The sequence below is a fragment of the Thermococcus sp. genome, assembly GCF_027052235.1.
GTDB lineage: Archaea > Methanobacteriota_B > Thermococci > Thermococcales > Thermococcaceae > Thermococcus.
The window spans coordinates 14633-31979 of sequence record NZ_JALUFF010000052.1 but is presented as its reverse complement, the minus strand read 5'-3'; the positions used below and the strand labels follow the sequence as shown (position 1 = coordinate 31979).

Below are 17347 nucleotides of genomic sequence, written 5' to 3'. Positions count from 1 at the left end.
ATCGGGTTGTAAACACTATCGAACATCGTTTTCTCACGCTGGACGTCGTAGACTACCTCCCATGCGCTGGAGGAGCTTGCAAGGGGCAGAAAAAGGGCCAGAACAAGGAAAAAGACGACGAAGATGCTAAGTTTTTTCATTTTTCGCATCTCCTCATGATTTCCCCATTTCAACAACGCTTATTTCCTTCGCGAACTCCTCCGGCGAGAGCTCCCCGGAGAGGGCTTTAAGGAGAGAATCGCTGGAAACGGAAACGCTTACGTTCCTCTCGCCGAGGTAGACTATCTCCACGCTCTTCACCCAGGGGGCATCCTCAAGGATTGCAAGGCTCATCTTGGCGTAGTCCCTCCAGAAGGAGTCCTCTCCGGCCAAGTATTCAAGGGAAACGCTGGCAGTGTCGTTGGTTACGGTCACGTTGTGGACGAGGACGTCGAAGAGGCCAAGGTCGGTCTCTATCCTGAACTCTGGCCTTCTTATGTCCTCGAAGGTAGCGTTGTTGAGGTTGCCGTTTTTGACCGTCAGCGCGATTATTGGCTCGTCCCCGAAGTAGGCCTCAACGCGAACGTTCTCAGAGCCGTTCTGGTAGGCCTTCTCGGCCAAATCGTATGCGAGACCGAGGATTCCGTCGTCGACGGCAGGTGCGTTGAACCTGATTACCGTGAGATTGCCGGAGCTCACGACGGTCACGTTCTCGGGGGCGGTTCCAGCGCTTGGGGTTTCGGTTACGCCCGGAGAGGTCTCCGTTCCCGTCTCCGTCGCCGTTGACGTTTTCCCAAGGTTATTCGTCACGTTCTTGGCTGTGTCTATGACCTGCTCCGGATTGAGGTTGTCGGGGATGTGGAAGTCCCCGTTGAAGTAGAGGTAGCCCGCTATGAGCAGGAGAAGCAGGAGGACAAGCTTCCCCTTCATATTATCCCCTCCTCGTAGAGCTTGTTGATGTAGAACCTTATCCTGGCCTCCTGATCCTTGAAGTCGCCTTTGGAGTTCCTGTTCATCATGTTGACGCGGTGCATCCCGGTGGTTGTGTCGCTCATCTCCTCAACGGTGTTCCTGATGATGTCCTTGTACTTCAGCCCGGCCTTCTTGTAGCGGACGGCTATCTCAGCTGTCTTCTCAAACTCCCACCTGTAATCTTGAGCCAGCGTCTTCTTTATCGCCGTCCCCATCGAGTTGATGACGGCCTCTATCGGCTTCGTCTCGATGTTAGTTGGAACGGCGTTCTTGTACGGCGAGAGGGCTTTTTCGCGGTTCTCAATGTCGGACATGCCGTTGTAGAGCGACGCACTTTTTTCGTCCACGTGCAGGTCTTTGGCGGTCTTCTTCACCATTTCATCGTCCGAGAAGACGTTGATGTCCTTGTCGGCCTTGAAATAGTCCTTGAAGAGGCCTAAAGGTTTGGGGAGGTAGTTCGCAACCTGGTCGATGAAGGTATCGAGGGCCTTGTTTCCGTAGTACTTGGCCTTCCAGCCGAGGGCGGAGCTATCGCCGGTGTAATCGGGGCCGGAGCTGACGACCTTGATGACATCCCCCTTTGGAGTCTTGATGACAACGAAGCCACCCCAGTTATCGCCAAGTCCTTTAAGCTTCTCTCTTGTGTCCCCCATCCTTTTAACTGCATCTGGACTCAAGCCCGGAGCCCCAGAGGAAGTTTCGGAGTTCTCCGACCCCCCCTGGTTTCCAGGGGCGGTTGTTGAGGAGTTCACCGGAAACCTCACCGTGCTGTTGGGGATTCTGCTGAGGTAGAGGTTCATGAGGACCGGTGCCGGCCCCTCAAGGTCGCAGGCGGTGGTTCCCTTGAGGTACTCAACCTCACCGTAAACGTAGTAGTGTTCCCCAACGAGGGCCGCGTAGGTGTGCTTGACCGACGTGAAGCCGTGGCCGTCGAAGTATCTCTTTGTGTAAACGAACTTGAGGTCGGCGTAGTTCTGCCCCCCGTGGAACTCGTAGTGGTAGGTTATCGTTCCCTCCTTCTCACCGCTCCAGAAGCCTATCAAGTCCTCGACCCTGTCTGTGGAGTTCCTCCCCCGCTCGACGAACCCTCTGAACTGCTCGACCGCCTCGTTGTCCGTGTAGTAGGTGACCATTATCCTGATGTAGTTGTTCACGCTATCGTTCCTGTGGGGACAGATGAAGTCCTGGTAGAAGTTGACGTAGTTCGAGCCCTCCCATCCGCCCCCTCCGTTGCTGTAGGAGAGGATTAAGCCGAGTGAGTTTGCCTCCTCTTTGGTTACGTAGGGCAACCTCTCGGGAAACTGGGAAGCGGAAACCGGAAGGGTCAGGAGAAGTATAAAGCCCAGAGCAAGGGCAATTGCCTTAAACATCGCTTTCACCTCCGAACGAGCCTCCAGAGCCACCTCACGAGCAAGAAGAACACCACCACTGCCCCGAGGAGCAGGAGAAAACCCAGTAACGGGCCCATTACATGAAAACCCGTAAGGGGTTCGGAGTGCATGCGCTCACATCCGGGCAAAACCATCTCGCGGAAAAGAAAAGCGGGACAGGTTTCGCGTTTTCTTTTTAACAAATTACGCATCTCTGGGTAATAAGCCTTTCGGAAAATAAAATTCGAGAAGGGATTTGTAAAACAAATTTCCTTCAAGACCGAAGATGTTTCGCCAGCTCGGCCAGTTTCCTCGCCCTTTCCAGAGAAACTTCGTTTTCAACCTTCCCTTTCCGCTTAATCCACGTACCAACGATGAAGCCGTCAGCGTATTTCCACAGCTCCGGAAGATTACCGTAGGTCGTTCCTGAGCCGACCAAAACCGGAACGGGAGAGATTCTCTTCGCTAAGGCGAGCCTCTCGATGTCAACCGGCTTTCCAGTTGCCTTTCCGCTCACTATTACAGCATCGGCCAGACCCCTCTCAACGGTGTCCCTCAGGGAATCCTCGAAGTCTCCGAAATGGACGGCGTGCTTGACGTGAACGTCGGCAAAGACCTGGATTTTGCTCGGGAGAAGCTTCCTCAGCTTTGCAAGCTCGTGGGCTATGCCCTCTATTATCCCTTGATCTGTGTAGGCGACGCCGCTCAGCACGTTCACCCTTATGAAGTCCGCCTTTACCGCGTAGGCTATTGAGTAGGCGGCGATGCCGTCATTGCGAAGGACGTTTATACCGAGTGGAAGGCTGATTTCGTCGCGGATTTCCTTCGCAACAGCGGTGAATGCCGCAACTGTCGTTTTGTCAACGTACTTCGGGAAGGGCACATCGCCGAAGTTCTCGACCATTATCGCGTCGAAGCCCGCTTTCTCAATCGTTTTCGCGTCCCTGAGGGCGGACTCGATGAGGGCATCAAAGTTGCCGTCGTAGAGGTATGAACCGGGAAGGGGCCTTAGGTGAACCATTCCGATAAGGGGCTTTCTGCCAAAGTCCATAACAACACCCCCTCCAGATTTTCCCGAAGGTTAATGAGGTTTGCGGAGGAAAGCCTGATATACCACCTCGATCAAAGTTATCCCGGTGATGGAAATGGGGAAGGAAGAAAACCCCAAGCTCCCGAAGTCGGTTCTAAGGCATCTGGAACCCGACGAGAAGGTTCTCTTCTCGATAAGGAAGAAGATAAGCATGGAGAAGCCCAAATGGCTTCTGGTCACGGACAGGAGGATAATCTACCTCGACGAGAAGATACTCGGGAGGTACGACCTTAAGGCAGTTCCATACCAGAAGCTGGAGCAGGTCACGGTAAAGCTGGGCATAATGAGCTCGGAGTTCGTCATAGAGGGCGAGGAGAACGTAACGCTCAAGCTCGGCTGGATGAACAAGGAGGAGGCAAGGAAGGCAATAAACGCGATTAAAGACGCCTTAAACGCGATAGCCGTCGAGCCGGTCTCGATAGAGGTAAACAAGGGGCTGACGAGCGAGACGTGGGTTCTGAAGAAGCCGAAGGAGTTCATAACGAGAACCATGCCTGCTTATCATACCCAGCCCGTTGCCGGAGAGAAGGAAGACCCGCTTGAGAAGCTCAAGAAGCTGAAGGAGCTCTACGACATGGGTGTCATAAGCCAAGAGGAGTACGAGGAGAAGAGGAAGAAGTTGCTTGAGGAAATTTGAACTATGGATAGTGGAAAACCTTAAGAGATTTCACCCGAAGGTGTGAGCGATAAACATGAGGGCCGGCCTAGCTTCGATAGCCGTGCTTGTCCTTGCGTTTCTCATCCTTACCTCTTCCCTTGGCCAGCCGGGCCTGGGGCCCCAGAGGAGGCCGGTAAAGACCGGAAAAGGGCCCGAGCTACCACTGCTCACCGAGAACCTCACGCTCACCATCTACAACGCGACCCACGTCTCCTACCTGCGGGTCGAGGTCTTCGGGAGCTACGCGGATGGGCACTGGATACCGGTCGCTGCAAACTACTCAAAGAGACCCCCTATGAGCGAGCCCTCGCTTCCACACCACACCGAGCTCGACAGGATTAGGGTTAAGGCCGGCTTCGTGATAAACGGCACGCTCCCCCTGCCCCTCAACACGGCCAACGTTAGCGTTAGAACCCTCTGGGACAGGAACGGGGGAACGTTCAGAACCGCCGGTGGAACGTCCAACTACACATTCACCGCCGTGAGCTACTCCTATGACCTCCCGGTGCTCCTCAACCTGACCCCCGGGAAGCTTGGGGAATACCTCGCCATACCGCCCGACCTTAGGGATGCCGTTCTACCGATTGCGATGACCTTCAACAACACCGGCCTTGGAAAGTACCTCGAACTGATTAACCTGCAGTACTACCTCCTCTACTCGAAGAAGTACTCGGAAAACGTTACCTTTCCGGAAGGCGTTGACAGGGTCGCCTACTTCCTTGAGAACTCAAGCTATGGAACCTCCTACGACTTCGCCTCGGCCTTAGTCCTCTTAGCCCGGGCAATAGGGATTCCCGCGAGGCTCGTCAGGGGCTACAAGATACTCCCCAACCCGGAAAGGCAGGTCATCAACGCGAGCAGGTTTTACTACTGGGTCGAGGTCTACTTCAACGGGACCGGCTGGCTGACCGTCGATCCGCTCGTCCCCTACCCCCATCCCGGGCAGTACGTCCCGCTCTCGGCTGTTCCCGAGAGGAAAGTCATAAACGGAACCGAAGCCAAGTTCCTGCTCCTCGACGTGAAGAGGGAAGCGAACCTCAGCGACCTGGGGGTTATGAGCCCCCTCAACGTCTCGATGGAGGTTTCAAACTTCTCCGTTATGGTAACCGTCAAGGAGAAGCCAAGAGGAGGACTTTACCCGATAGCCCTGACGGACAGAGAAGGAAGGGCCCTCTACTCACTGGTCTGGTTCAACGCGTCGAGCGACGTCGAGCCACCGGGGGTTCTCAGGGCAGTCTCTGGAGGTAGTTCCTCCCGCTATTCCCTCATCCTCTCAGGGGGAGACAACCTCTCGGTGGAAACCAGCAACTGGACAAAAACGCTGAGCGTCGTCTCGGAAGAAGGAAAGGTAAGGCTGTGGTTTGTCATCACACCACCTGAAGGAGCCCGGCTAGGCCTGAGCTTCCAGTGGATAAGGCTAAAATCTGGTGGAAGAGAGGAGACGGTTTACCTCCCGGTTTACGTTTCCGACGTTTCCATAGTGAGCGCCAGCTCGCCATTACATGCTATCGTCGGGGAGCCCTTCAACGTCACCGGAAGGGTTAGGGCTGGCGGAAGCGGTGAAAAGCCCAACGGGACAGTGGTGTTCTTCTCGGGCGACGATGGGTATCCGGTCATTGGAAAGGCGAGAGTCAAAAACGGGACGTTCAAGATGGTGGCCGAGTTTCCGGAGAGGGAAAGGCCCGGGCTGAAGCACCTAAATCTCTACTTCTTCCCGGACGAGATGGCCGGTCGCTACTGGCCCTTCTTCCCGGGGATGACCTTCATCCCGATGACCGTCATTCAGAAGAGCCACTTCAACGTGAGCAGGGAAGTCGTCACCAGACCCGGCGAGCTGTCCCTGACCGGGAAACTGCAGGACTCCGCAGGAAGACCGATAGGGAACGCGACCTTCGACTACTTCTGGGGCAACGTGAGTGGTAAAGGCGTAACCGACGGGGAAGGGAAGTTCACGCTCAACCTCTACGTGGGCCCCGGGGAGCACCTACTGGGGCTCGTGTACACCGGGGACGGCCTCTACAACGGCACGCACACGGAGGTTCATGTCTACGGGGTCGTGGTTAAAGCTCCGGCGGTCGTCAAGGGAACCATAGGAAAGCCAATCCCGGTCTCGGCCGAGGTTGAGGGGATGAGGAATGGGACGATAGAGCTGACCTTCGGCAACGAGTCGAGGGAGATAAGGGTAGTCAACGGCTCCTTCTCGGTGAACCTCGGCCCCTTCAGGAAGGCGGGTGAATACACAGTCTACCTCTGGGGCACGGGGTCGATAATAGGCACCATTCAGGTCGCCGTAGTTTCGCCCCTCAACCTGACCGTCGAAACGAGGGAAGTTAAGGCCGGGGAGCGGAGCAGAATAGTAATCCTCGCAAGGGACGGCCTCGGGGGCCCTGTTCCGAACATACCACTCCACATAGTGCTCCCGGGCTTCAACGGCACGGTTTACACCAACGAGGATGGAAAAGCCGAGCTGTTCCTTAACTTCACGAGGCCCGGAAAGGTAACCGTCGAGGTCACCTTTAAGGGCTCGACCTTTTATCTACCTGCCAGAACCAGAGCGACGATAGAGGTCGTGAAGGGGAGAAGTCCACTACCCTACCTTCTACCACTCCTCATCCTTCCAGTCCTGCCCCTGCTCGTGAGGAAAAGGAAGAAGATCGTTGAAGAAGAGACCGGCGGAATGCTCGTTGCCGGTGGAGTCCCGGTTGTGAGGGAGGGGGAGACCTTCGAGGTCGAGCTACTCTGCGATGGAGAGCTTCTCGTGGACGGGAAGCCCGTTGGGAGGGGAAGGAAGTTCAGGCTCAGCCTGGGGAGCGGGAGGCACAGGCTTGAGGCAAAGTGCAATAGAAGGCGCTTTTCCGTCACCGTCGAGGTCTATCCGGACTACAGGACGGCCGTTGAGAGGCTCTACGAGACCTTCCTGAGCTGGGCCTCAAAGCTGATAAACGTTGAGAGCCTAACACCGAGGGAGATAGAGGTGGCCCTCTCAAGGGTAATCCCGCAGCCGGAGGCACTGAGGGCGATAAGGGAGTCGGTGGAGATGGCCCTCTATGGAAAAAGGGAGCCGAGCAGAGAGTCCTTCCTGAGGTTTTACAGGGCCGTTGAAAGGGTGGTGGGCCAATGAAGTGGGAGTTGCTCGAATACGCGGGCGTTACCATAGCCTGGGCGGGACTCGTTTACGCGGGCCTCGCACCGGTGTGGAGCCTCGTTCCTGTGGTTGTCTTCCTCTCGTCGTTTCTAATCGCCGGTTTCTTCGAGGGAAGGGCCAAGTTAAGGATACGGTGGCTTGGAACTGCCTTTGCCTTCCTCCTAACCGGTAAGGCGTGGGGCGTGGGTGGTGCCGTAATAGCGGTGGGAGAACTCCTCAGGGAGGAGGGCTCCTCGGAGGAGTCCCTCCTGAAGGCCGGTCTCGGGGAGTCCCTGGAAATCTTCGGGACGGCCTTCTTCCTCCCGGTTCAGCTGGTTCCGGTGCCCATCGTGGCAGGAACGTTTCTCCTCATGGCATATGCCCTCTCCCTGCGCTGGGAGGAGCTGAGGGAAAGCATCCTCGCCTTTCCTGTCATCGGAGGGGCGCTCGGCCTTTACATAACGGCCCGCCCCTACTTTCTCAGGTATGAGCACTGGAACCTCGTGGAGTGGCTCGCACTCCTCATAGCGGTTCTCTTCTCGGCGGGAGTGGCTCTCAACGCTGTCCGCTCACCGGAGGACTACATGAGGGAGCTCCTCAGGGAAAGCGGAAGACCCCCCGGAGAGGCCGAGAAAGCGGTTGAGGAGTTCCTCGTGGAGGGAAAGAGGGGGAAGCTACTCTCCTACGTGGCCTTCTACGGCTCCAAGGTAACGTCGAGCAGGAAAGAACTTCTGGAGCTCATAAAACCACTGGCGGATTACGAACCGAGGACACCGGGTTCATTAACACCCTACTGGCTCAGGAAGCTCCTCCTCAGGAGGGAGTTCGAGCGGAGGAGGGAAATAGTGGAGGACATAATGAAGAAGCTGGAGGGTCTGTGAATGAGAACCCTCGTTGGCTACGCCCTCTGGCTGGTCTTCCTCGGCGTTGCACTCCTTTCACCCTTCACAACCGCGCTGGCGGTTCTCCCGCTGACGGTTCTTGCCATGGGAATCCTCGTAAAGCCACCAGGGGAATTCGAGGTCGAGAGAACCTTTACCCCGCAAGAGACGAGCATCGGCGGGGAGGTAATCGAGGAAATCAGGATGAAGTCTGGGGAAGGGCTCGGGGTTATCGTGCTCAGGCCCTCTCTCCCCCTTGGCCTTGAGGCAGAGAAGAAATTCTTCGTCCTCTTCAAGGGGCCGGGGGAGAGGGAGTTCACAGTAAGGAGAAGGCTCAAGGTTACTGCCCCGGGGAGGCACGAGATCCCGGGGGTCGAGGTGCTGGCCCTGAACCCATCCCTGACGCGCTCCAACTGGCTGATAGCTGGTGAAAAGGCCGAGCTAATCGCCACTCCCGGGAGGGTTCCGAGAAGGCCAAGGCTCAGGGCCAGGGAGCGCCTCAGGCCCTACTCGATAAGGGGCGCGCCAACAATAGAGTTCAGGGAGGTTAGGGAGTACAGGCCCGGCGACCCGCTCAAGGTCATCAACTGGAAGGCGACGGCGAGGTTCGGCAGAACTCTCGTCAACGAGTTCGAAAGGGAAGGCGGGAGGACGGTCATCGTTGTGCTCGACGTCAAAGCCCTTGAAAGGGGTCCCGGGGCCTTTGAGGCGACCTCCACGCTCGTTGGCTACTTTATCTCAAAGGAGTATTCCGTGGGCCTCTACTTGCTGGGCCTCGGAAGGCTCGTGCCCCCGATGACCGGCGAGAGGGCCCTCAAGGCAATCTTAGGCGAAGCCCTGAACTCCTGGAACGCCCCGATGAAGGTCGCGAACGAATCCGCGAGAGTCAGAAGCGTAATCCTGAGGTACTCCGCAAGGCCTGTCGTCATCACGAGCCTCTCGGAAGGGAACTTCAGGAGTGTTGCCGAGATAGCCGGCATGAGGGGGGTCGTCGTTAACGTGCTCCCGGAAAGCCCGCTTGAGAGGCTTGAGTCGCTGGGGCTGGCCAACATGCTCTCCGGCATCGCGAGAACGATAAACTGGGGGCGCGTCAGGCCCTCAAAGGCCATAGCGACGGTAGCCGGTGAGGTCTCATGAAGGGGAGAAAGGCCCTTGAGCTTGGCCTCGCGGTTTCCTCGGCGGTTCTCGTCGCCCTATCCTACTGGAGCGTCTCCCCAATTCTCTCGGCGGGCCTTTTCATAGCACTCCTCGGCGTTGCCCTTGCCCGCTCCATAGGGACGGCGGTTTTCCTCGCGACGGTTGCCTACACAGCTCCCTTCGCGATGGTTTTCTCGTCCCTAATACCCGCGGTTTCTCCCGGGAGCTACGCTATCATAGGCTCACTCTTCAAAAATCCCTACCTCACGAGCCCGCTCTACGGCCTAACCGTGGTCTCGATTGCGCTGGCAACGGAGTTCCTTGAGAGGGGCAGGAAGCTCGGCCTACCGGACGAGACGGCCCTTCACACGCTTCCACTCCTCGTGGTTGGCATAGCCCTGTCGGCGGTTATGATGGTTCTCGTTTACAGCGAGAACCTGAAGACAACTCCCCTCCTCCTGCCCATCCTTCTCCTCTCGCTCCCCCTCGCCCTCCGCGCTGGCGGTGGGGTGGGCGAGAAAACCCGGGTCGTGGTCAAGTGCGATGCCAGTCCGGTGATAATAGAGCTTGAAGGGGAAAAAATCGAGCTCTGGCCCAACCCGCTGGCGAGGCTTGAGGATGGGAAGTTCAGGGTGGAGGTTCTAACCGAGAAAAGGCCGAGGGCCGTCTACTGTGGGGGAAAGAAGCTCAGGAAAATTGCAGAGGGAAAAAACAAAGGAGAGATCTTCATCCTCTACGCCTGAGAAGGAAGAGGATTGGGAGGAGTAGCACCTCTCCCCGGAGGACGCTTTTCCGTGAGGACAAGAGTTCTTCCGCTAACCTTTCCGTAGAGGGTTACACAAGGACGGCCTCCACAAGAACCCTCGGGGAGATGAAAGAGCCCCTCCTCTCGGCCCTCTTTCCGGGTTTGATTGTCCTCAGTAGCTCGAAGACGTTGCCGGAGAGCATGTTGTCCCTGAAGGGCCTTGGCTCACCGTCCCTGAGGAGGTAACCCAGGGAGACGGTTAGAGAAAAGTCCCCGCTCACCGGGTTGGCCGTGTGGGCGCCGAGGGTGTCTTTGATGACCACCCCCTCGAAGTCCTCCAGATCGAGGTCTCCCGTGCCAACGACGACGTTGCTCGTCCCTATCCTCGGAACCGAGCGGAAGCTCCTGAGGGCGTTGCCCGTGCTCTCCATTCCCAGAAAGGACGCGAGGGTGTGGTCGAGGAGGAACGACCTCAAAACTCCGTTCTCAACAACGACTGTTCTCTGCCCGGGACTGCCTTCACCGTCGAAGGGGTAGCTCCCGGGAAGACCGTCGAGAGTTGAATCGTCCTCAAGGGTGAAAGCCTCTCCACCAACCTCTACCCCCGTCTCGGAGAAGCGACTTCTCCTGTGGTAAACCGTGTCCCCGAAGACGTTCTCAAGGAAGAGCCAGAGGAGGGACTCGAAAGCCTCCGGCTCAAGCACAAGCTCTCCCCTGAAGGGTTCAAGCCTCTTCGCCATACCGCTGAGCCTCGCATCTTCCCTGGCTCTGGTTATTCCCATCTCGATTTCCTCCAAAGGCTGGAGAGACCTGTAGGTCTGGTGGAAAGAGCCGGTTCCGGTTCCCTTAACGGCGTAGATGTAAACCCCCATCCCTGTCGTTCTCGTCTCAAGCTCGACGCCGTTGGAGTTGACGACGCCCTCGCTGGAGACCGCGAAGGAGATGGAACCGGAGAGGGTCTCATCATCGGCTTTCACAGAGCGCATGAGGGAAGCGACCTCAAGGGCCATAGAGTGGGCTTCCTCAAATGGCATCTCGTCTATCTTCCTGTCGTAGAGTCCCTTAACCCCCGGAACATTGGAGGGAACCGGAAAACCTTTGAAAGGGACTTCACTTACTCTGGCGAGCTTTATGGTCCTCTCAACGAACCTCTCAAGGGTTCCCCTATCGTGGGTAAGACCGGTGATGTATGAGAAGCCGAGCTTTCCTTTATAGCCCATCCTGAGGCCAACGCCCGAGTAGAACTTCCTCTGGGAGCGCTCAAGGTTCTCGCGCTCTATCCCGAAGGAACCGCTCCGCCCCTTTTCCCAGTAAATTTCCCACTCAACATCTCTCCGCTCCAGCAGTGAGATGAGCTCATCTATCATCCCTGCACCCGCGTTGACTCGGGGGAAGGCTTTAAAAGGTCTTCGACTTCCCCGAGAAGGACTCGTAGAGCTTGAGGAGCCTCCTGTAGGATTCCTCTTTTATCCCCGCCAGGCGGGCGAAGAGCCCTGCCACCTTTTCGTCTTTGCTCATCCTCTGGAGCTTCTTATAGACGTCCCTCGCTATGGACTCCGAGAGGAGGGCTATTGCGAGGGCATCCTCGATGTCCTTCGCCTTCATCAGCTCACAGCACAGCGGGAGGGCATCGAGGGGTGGCGCGTTGAAGTCAAGGGGTTCCAGTCCGGGGTAGAGCTCCTCGAAGAGCTGTCTCATCTGAACTGCGTGCTTCCTCTTCTCCTTAGCTAATCTCTCCAGCTCCTCCGAGACCGGCCCCTCGGTCTTCCCGGCGAGCCACTCGTAGGTCTCAGCTCCGCATTCCTCGTTGCATATCGCATAGCTGAGGAGCTCGTAACCGTTGAGGTTCCTGAGGAAGGTCTCCACATCTTGAATAATGTCAACCTCAATGGCCATTAACCTCACCTATTAAAAAGTAGAACTTTGACCTATATACAGGTTTCTTACGCGAACGCTCAGCGGGTTCCCCCGACGAGCGCCCTCGTGAGGATGTGTGGCCCGCCGTCGTCAACCGGGACGCTCTGCCCCTTTCCGCAGTAGCCGGGGAACTCGACCCTAACGTCCTTCCCAACGGCCTTTATCCGCCTGAGGACTTCGAGGGTCTTCCCCGAGAGAGCAACGTCCCTGACCATCTCTGCTATCTCCCCGTTCCTTATCAGGTAGTCCTCCTTGGCCCCGAAGGTGAAAGTTCCGCCGGCGGTATCAACTTGGCCACCCTTGTCGCCGACCATGTAGAGGCCGTTCTTCACTTCTTCCAGCATTTCCTCAAGGCTCCAGCTACCCCTTTCAACGTAGGTGTTCCCCATCCTCACGAGGGGCTGGTGCGCGTAGCTCTGAGCTCTGGCGTGGCCGTTCGGTTCAAGGCCGAAGTGGGCCGAGGTTTCGCGGTCGTTGAGGTACGTAACGAGAACCCCGTCCTTTATTATCTCGACGCGCTTCGCCTTAACGCCCTCGTCATCGTAGATGTAGGAGCCAAACTTGCCCCTGAGCGTTGGGTCGTCCACAACCGTAAGCCCCTCAACAGCTACCCGCTCCCCGAGCTTTCCAGCGAGAATGCTGTCCCCGTTCTTCACGAGGTCGGCCTCGACGGCGTGTCCCAAAGCCTCGTGGATGAAAACCCCCGTCAGTTCGGGGTCCATTATGACCTCGAACTCTCCAGAGGGAGGACTTCTCGCCTTCAACAGTTGCCGGGCCTTCTCCTTTACGAGGGAAGTCCAGTAAGGTAAGTCGATGCCCTCGATTAGCTCCCAGCCGAGGGTTCCCCCGAAGGTCTTCCAGTAGGTCTGCATGTCGCCGTTTCCCCTAACTGTAACGGAGAAGCGGAGGGCTATCCTCGGAACCCTCGTCCTTATCTCGCTCCCGAGGGAGTTAACGTAGATGGTCTCAACTAGGGAATCCGCGTAGCCAGCAGACCTGCTCGAAGTTCCCCCAAGTAGGCCATCAACTTCCCGCAGAAGGGCGAGCTTTTCGGAGATGTCCACGTCGGTGAAGGGTTTTTCCACCTTAATCTCGGCCTCGTCCTCAACGGGGTCGCCGAGATATATCTTCGCCTCCCCCCTGGAGAGTTTGGCTATCTTAAAAGCCGTCTCGACGGCCTTCTCGGCCCTCTTCATGTCGTTGGCACTAGAAAAGCCCCATGCCCCGTTGAAGGCCCTAACTCCTATTCCGGTCTCGCCGTTCTGGGAGAGTTCGTCCAGCTGGCCGTTCTCCATCGAGAGCCTCGTTGATGAGATCTTCATGAGCCTGATTTCGTAGTATTCAATCCCGTACCTTTCCGCGAGCCTTTCGGCGAACCTGAAGAGCTCCACCACTCCCACCGCAGGGCATAAAAGGGAAGGGCTTATATGGATTGCCATAGATGGTTGCACCACAGGGTTTAAGGGGCGGAAGATGGAGCGGAGGGACGAGATACTCAACTTCATCAGGGGAAAGCCCGGGATAACTTTCAGGGAGCTGGCGAGGGAACTCGGGCTTGGCATAGGCGACCTCCAGTACCACCTCCGGAAGCTCGAAGCCGAGGGAAAGGTGTTCTCAAAAAGGATAGGGAGAAGGCGCTACATATTCCCCGCCGGACTTGAGGAAGATGCCCAGAGGCTGATAGTTGCGATAGCCACCGAAACCCGGAGGAGAATACTCCTCCTGCTCCTTGAGCGACCGATGAGCCAGGGAGAAATCGCCGAGGCCCTGGGAGTGAGCCAGCCGACGGTGAGCTACCACATGAGGGAACTTGAAAAGCTGGGCGTAGTTGAGGGAGTGAGAAACGGAAAGAGCATTACGTACCGCCTCAAGTACGACCCGGAGATGCTCGTCAGGGTAATCAGAGAGTACAGGCCAAGCCTGTGGGAGAGGCTCGCCGACAGCCTTGTGGACATCCTCGCGGGGATGGGTGGTGGAGATGATTGACGTCCTCGTGGGCCTGCTGGTCATACTGCTCGCGCTCGCACTGGTCGCGGTTTCATACATAGCATACAGAAAGAGCCACCTGAAGGCGACCCTTTACCTGCTCCTCGCCTTCCTCCTGCTTGCGGTCAAGAAGGCAATCGAGCTGTCAACAAGAACGGGGCTTGAGAGGGAAGCCGGCCTTGTGGTGGACGCTCTGGAGGCCATCGTCCTGTTGCTCTTCTTCCTCGCCCTGTGGAGGCGATAAAAGAGTTGAACCAAAAACGCTTTATGAGGCTCACCCCCTACCAAGAGGGGTGGAAGGATGAGAAGGGTAGCGGTCCTCATAACGGCGATTCTGCTACTCCTGCCGGTAGCGACTCCAGTGCTCGCCCAGTGCCCGAGCGAGGGACACACCGTCATCATGCACGCACCGGCTGTTGCAAAGACCTCAACCGGCGAGCTCACCGGTGTCGTCACGGAGTTCGTCATAACCGTCGCCCCGGGGAGCGGTCACGTGTACATAGAGACGTGGCCACTGGCACAGGTTGACATGCAGGCCAGCGCGAGGCTCGCCGCACAGGTCGCGGGAAGGGTTCTCGGAGTTGACATGAGCAAATACGACGTCTTCATTCAGGTCAGGGCAAACACTAGCATCATAGGAGGGCCTTCAGCGGGTGGAACGATGACCGTCGGCATAATAGCGGCCCTTAAGGGGTGGAGCGTCAACCCGAAGGTCATGATGACTGGGATGATAAACCCGGACGGGACGATAGGGCCGGTCGGCGGAATTCTGGAGAAGGCATCAGCAGCCCATGAGGCGGGGGCGAAGCTCTTCCTGATTCCCGAAGGCCAGCGCGTCCAGTACGTCCAGAAGACGGAGAAGAAGGAGATAGGCGGTGTCATTGAGATAAACACCCGGACGACTCCCGTAGATGTCGTGAAGTACGCCAAGGAGCGCTGGGGACTTCAGGTGGTCGAGGTCAAGGACATCTATCAGGCGGTCTACTACTTCACCGGCCATAGGATTCCCAAGCCAGAGGCACCCCAGAACGTCAAGATAGACACATCCTTCCTGAAGGAGGACGCCGAGAAGGACTACAGGAACACCACCTCCTACTACGAGAACGTCCTCAAGGCCCTGAAGGAGAGCAACGTCGGCTACGACACTTACAGCCTCCTAATGGCCGCTCTGGAAAACGCCGGGAAGCTACTCAACCAGTCGAAGGAGGCCATAAACGAGGGGATGTACTACACGGCACTCAGCAGGGACTTCCAGGCGAGGATAATCATAAGGCACGTTGACTGGTACCTCTCGACCAACACCAAGGAGGACGTTCAGGCGCTCCTTTTCAAGGTGAGGGCCGAGATAAACTCTACCGAGGAGTTCGTCGAGAACCAGACGATACAGGGCGTGACGATGCTCCAGGCAGTTGCAGCCGCTGAGGAGAGGATTGAGGACGCGAAGAGCTCCCTTGAGCAGGCGTGGAAGTACTACTACTCCGGCCAGTACTGGGACGCCATAGGCGAGGCCGCCTACGCCTACGAGAGGGCCAAGACGGCGCTCTTCTGGACCCGGCTCGGGAAGCGCTTTGCGAAGGGAAAACCAATAAGCAGGGATGTCGTCAAGGTAACCGCCCGGGACTACATAGACGAGTCCAGCCTAATCGTCGCCTACATCGAGTCCATGTACGGCAACGTCCTCGGAAACGACCTCACGGACACGATAGAGAAGGCCCAGGAGTACTACGACGACGGCAAGTACTCAGCTGCGCTCTTCACGGCAATGCAGGCGAGGGTTCAGGGGGAGGTCTTTCTCGACACCCTTGGGATAACCAACTGGACAGTTCTAGTTGACAAGATGAACATACTGAAGGAGGACGCGAGGACGTCAATAGGAATAGCCGAGGAAAACGGGATAACCCCAATCCTCGCGATAGCCTACTACGAGTTCGCCGAGAGCTTTGAGAAGCTGGCAACGGAGAACAAAAGCCTCGACAACCTGCAGAACGCGATGACCTTCTACGCCTACGCCAAGGAAACCGCCAACCTATTCCTCAACACAAGGCCGAGCCGGCCGGAGGGGACAAAGACCGAGACGGGAACGGTGCCCCAGATAGTCATACCGACTGAAACGATGAACACCACAACGGTGGAAAAGCCGAAAGGCGGAATTGAATACGGCGTTCTCGGGATAGTTGTTCTGGTGGCGTTTTTAGCCGGACTCGGGGTGGGGAGAAGGCTCTAACCCTCTCCTTTTTAACAGCTCCACCTCCCACTGGGCCAGACTCGGGCAAATCGTGCACCCCAGCCTGTAGAAGCCCTCGTAGTAGAGGGGATGCAGTTCTATTCCCCTTAAGAGGAGGAACAGCTGAACCATCATCCCGCTCCAGAACTTAACCGGCATTACCTCCCTGAAGACCCCGAAGGGCGTTTTCCTCTCGACGACCGGTGGCTTGAGCCTCCTCCTCATGCTCTCCCCGTCCCTGTCCCCGACGACGAGGATTGGGTCTTCAAACTCGCTCGCAACGCCGTAGAGGGCCTCAACCTTTTTCCTCGTGCACCACCTGTTCGAGTGCGTCGGCATACCGTAGCGCTCTACCGGCATCGGGACGTCGACCCTTATCAGCTCCACGCCGAGCTTTTTCGCGAGCCTTTCAACGTAATCGTCGGTCAGGGGCATCTCGTATTCCATCCTGACGTAAACGGCGGTGACCTTACCAAAGACCTCTTTGGCGAGAACCAGAGCTGCCGTTGAGTCCTTTCCACCGCTCCACGGAACGATTACGTCGTGCCCCCTAAAGCGCTCAAGGAAGGCCTTACTGGCCCGGGCAAAGGCCTCCACGTAACCCCTGTTCTCGGAGATGATAAGCTCAAGGGGGACGTCTTCAACGCAGGGACACCTCCAGAGGACTTCCGTTGGAGAGCCCAGTCTTTTGCTCACCTCAGCTACCCTGTTCGGGCCGGAGAAATAGACTTCCTGATTTAATAGCTTCCTCAGGACGAGTGAGTTCTCCCCGAGCTCGACGTCGAGGATTTCCCTCATGGACTTCCTAAAGCCCTCGCCGATGGCCAGATAGATGTCGTAATCGGGGTTAATATCAATCCCGAAGGGGTTCTCCGGGTTGAGGGCGTAGGCATTTCTCCACTCGATTCCAAGCCTGAAGCGGGCCTTTATCTCCTCTATGTGGGCGTAGAGCTCGTCAACGCGCATGTTCCTGACCCTCTTGGTTCTCAGGAGTCTCGCGTAGAAGGGCTTTCCGCTCTCCCTCATAAGAGGTAGGAGCTCGTCCATAAGCCCCCTCTCCTTCTCGCCAAGGAGCAGAACGGGGACGTATGGGCCTCTGAGTATCTCCTCAAGGTTATCAATGACTTCCTCGCCCCTTCTCCCACCGCCAAGGCTCTCAACACTGAGGAAGCCACCGTAGTTCCTCTCGTTTATGTACTGGAGGGCCTTCGCGTCCTTTCTGGCCCGGGCTATCAGGGCGAACATGGAAAGGATTAAGAGGAGA

Annotated in this window: 15 protein-coding genes; 8 read left to right on the top strand and 7 right to left on the bottom strand. The window is 57.1% G+C overall.

Translation table 11 applies throughout. The annotated features are described in order from the left end of the window. Positions 1-153: 153 nt before the first annotated feature. The 3 genes from MVC73_RS06390 to MVC73_RS06380 all read right to left on the bottom strand — a co-directional run bounded on the left by MVC73_RS06390 (position 154) and on the right by MVC73_RS06380 (position 3372). Positions 154-909: a hypothetical protein gene (locus MVC73_RS06390; RefSeq protein ID WP_297508501.1), complete on the bottom strand. Its 756-nt coding sequence runs from the start codon at positions 907-909 to the stop codon at positions 154-156. Beyond that, complete coding sequence (locus MVC73_RS06385; RefSeq protein ID WP_297508498.1) at positions 906-2321, bottom strand: hypothetical protein; 1416 nt, start codon at positions 2319-2321, stop codon at positions 906-908. Before MVC73_RS06385 ends, MVC73_RS06390 begins: the two co-directional genes overlap by 4 nt. A gap of 274 nt (positions 2322-2595) precedes the next feature. Beyond that, positions 2596-3372 carry a BtpA/SgcQ family protein gene (locus MVC73_RS06380; RefSeq protein ID WP_297508496.1) on the bottom strand — a complete coding sequence of 259 codons (777 nt, stop codon included), beginning with the start codon at positions 3370-3372 and terminating at the stop codon, positions 2596-2598. Positions 3373-3466: 94 nt separating this feature from the next. Here MVC73_RS06380 and MVC73_RS06375 point away from each other — a divergent pair, with 94 nt between their 5' ends. From MVC73_RS06375 to MVC73_RS06355, 5 genes are read left to right on the top strand one after another with little or no spacing between them, the layout of a single operon-like run. After that, on the top strand, positions 3467-4048 hold the full coding sequence (locus MVC73_RS06375; protein ID WP_297508533.1) for a PH domain-containing protein: 582 nt from the start codon (positions 3467-3469) through the stop codon (positions 4046-4048). 55 nt (positions 4049-4103) lie between these two features. Then, on the top strand, positions 4104-7190 hold the full coding sequence (locus MVC73_RS06370) for a transglutaminase domain-containing protein (protein ID WP_297508491.1): 3087 nt from the start codon (positions 4104-4106) through the stop codon (positions 7188-7190). After that, on the top strand, positions 7187-8074 hold the full coding sequence (locus tag MVC73_RS06365) for a hypothetical protein (RefSeq protein WP_297508488.1): 888 nt from the start codon (positions 7187-7189) through the stop codon (positions 8072-8074). The genes MVC73_RS06370 and MVC73_RS06365 overlap by 4 nt, the downstream gene beginning before the upstream one ends. Beyond that, positions 8075-9211 (top strand): DUF58 domain-containing protein, encoded by a 1137-nt coding sequence (locus tag MVC73_RS06360; RefSeq protein WP_297508485.1) that lies wholly within the window; start codon positions 8075-8077, stop codon positions 9209-9211. Beyond that, the gene (locus MVC73_RS06355; RefSeq protein WP_297508482.1) at positions 9208-9954 is read left to right on the top strand and encodes a hypothetical protein; all 747 of its coding nucleotides are present in this window, start codon (positions 9208-9210) and stop codon (positions 9952-9954) included. Before MVC73_RS06360 ends, MVC73_RS06355 begins: the two co-directional genes overlap by 4 nt. 91 nt (positions 9955-10045) lie before the next feature. Here MVC73_RS06355 and MVC73_RS06350 read toward each other — a convergent pair whose 3' ends face one another. From MVC73_RS06350 to MVC73_RS06340, 3 genes are read right to left on the bottom strand one after another with little or no spacing between them, the layout of a single operon-like run. After that, the gene (locus tag MVC73_RS06350) at positions 10046-11323 is read right to left on the bottom strand and encodes a TldD/PmbA family protein (protein ID WP_297508480.1); all 1278 of its coding nucleotides are present in this window, start codon (positions 11321-11323) and stop codon (positions 10046-10048) included. A gap of 31 nt (positions 11324-11354) precedes the next feature. Then, positions 11355-11852 (bottom strand): ferritin family protein, encoded by a 498-nt coding sequence (locus tag MVC73_RS06345; protein ID WP_297508476.1) that lies wholly within the window; start codon positions 11850-11852, stop codon positions 11355-11357. Between the two features lie 59 nt (positions 11853-11911). Then, on the bottom strand, positions 11912-13273 hold the full coding sequence (locus MVC73_RS06340; RefSeq protein ID WP_297508473.1) for a TldD/PmbA family protein: 1362 nt from the start codon (positions 13271-13273) through the stop codon (positions 11912-11914). A gap of 73 nt (positions 13274-13346) precedes the next feature. Here MVC73_RS06340 and MVC73_RS06335 point away from each other — a divergent pair, with 73 nt between their 5' ends. The 3 genes from MVC73_RS06335 to MVC73_RS06325 are packed head-to-tail and all read left to right on the top strand — an operon-like array spanning position 13347 to position 16083. After that, positions 13347-13859 (top strand): metalloregulator ArsR/SmtB family transcription factor, encoded by a 513-nt coding sequence (locus MVC73_RS06335; protein ID WP_297508470.1) that lies wholly within the window; start codon positions 13347-13349, stop codon positions 13857-13859. Further along, entirely contained in the window at positions 13852-14103 is a 252-nt protein-coding gene (locus MVC73_RS06330; RefSeq protein WP_297508530.1) for a hypothetical protein, read from the top strand. Before MVC73_RS06335 ends, MVC73_RS06330 begins: the two co-directional genes overlap by 8 nt. A 57-nt stretch (positions 14104-14160) precedes the next feature. Then, positions 14161-16083 carry a S16 family serine protease gene (locus tag MVC73_RS06325; protein WP_297508467.1) on the top strand — a complete coding sequence of 641 codons (1923 nt, stop codon included), beginning with the start codon at positions 14161-14163 and terminating at the stop codon, positions 16081-16083. Here MVC73_RS06325 and MVC73_RS06320 read toward each other — a convergent pair. Beyond that, positions 16051-17328, bottom strand: a complete 1278-nt coding sequence (locus MVC73_RS06320) for a phosphoadenosine phosphosulfate reductase family protein (RefSeq protein ID WP_297508464.1) — start codon at positions 17326-17328, stop codon at positions 16051-16053. The two genes, MVC73_RS06325 and MVC73_RS06320, sit on opposite strands and share 33 nt — an antisense overlap. Positions 17329-17347 lie beyond the last annotated feature (19 nt).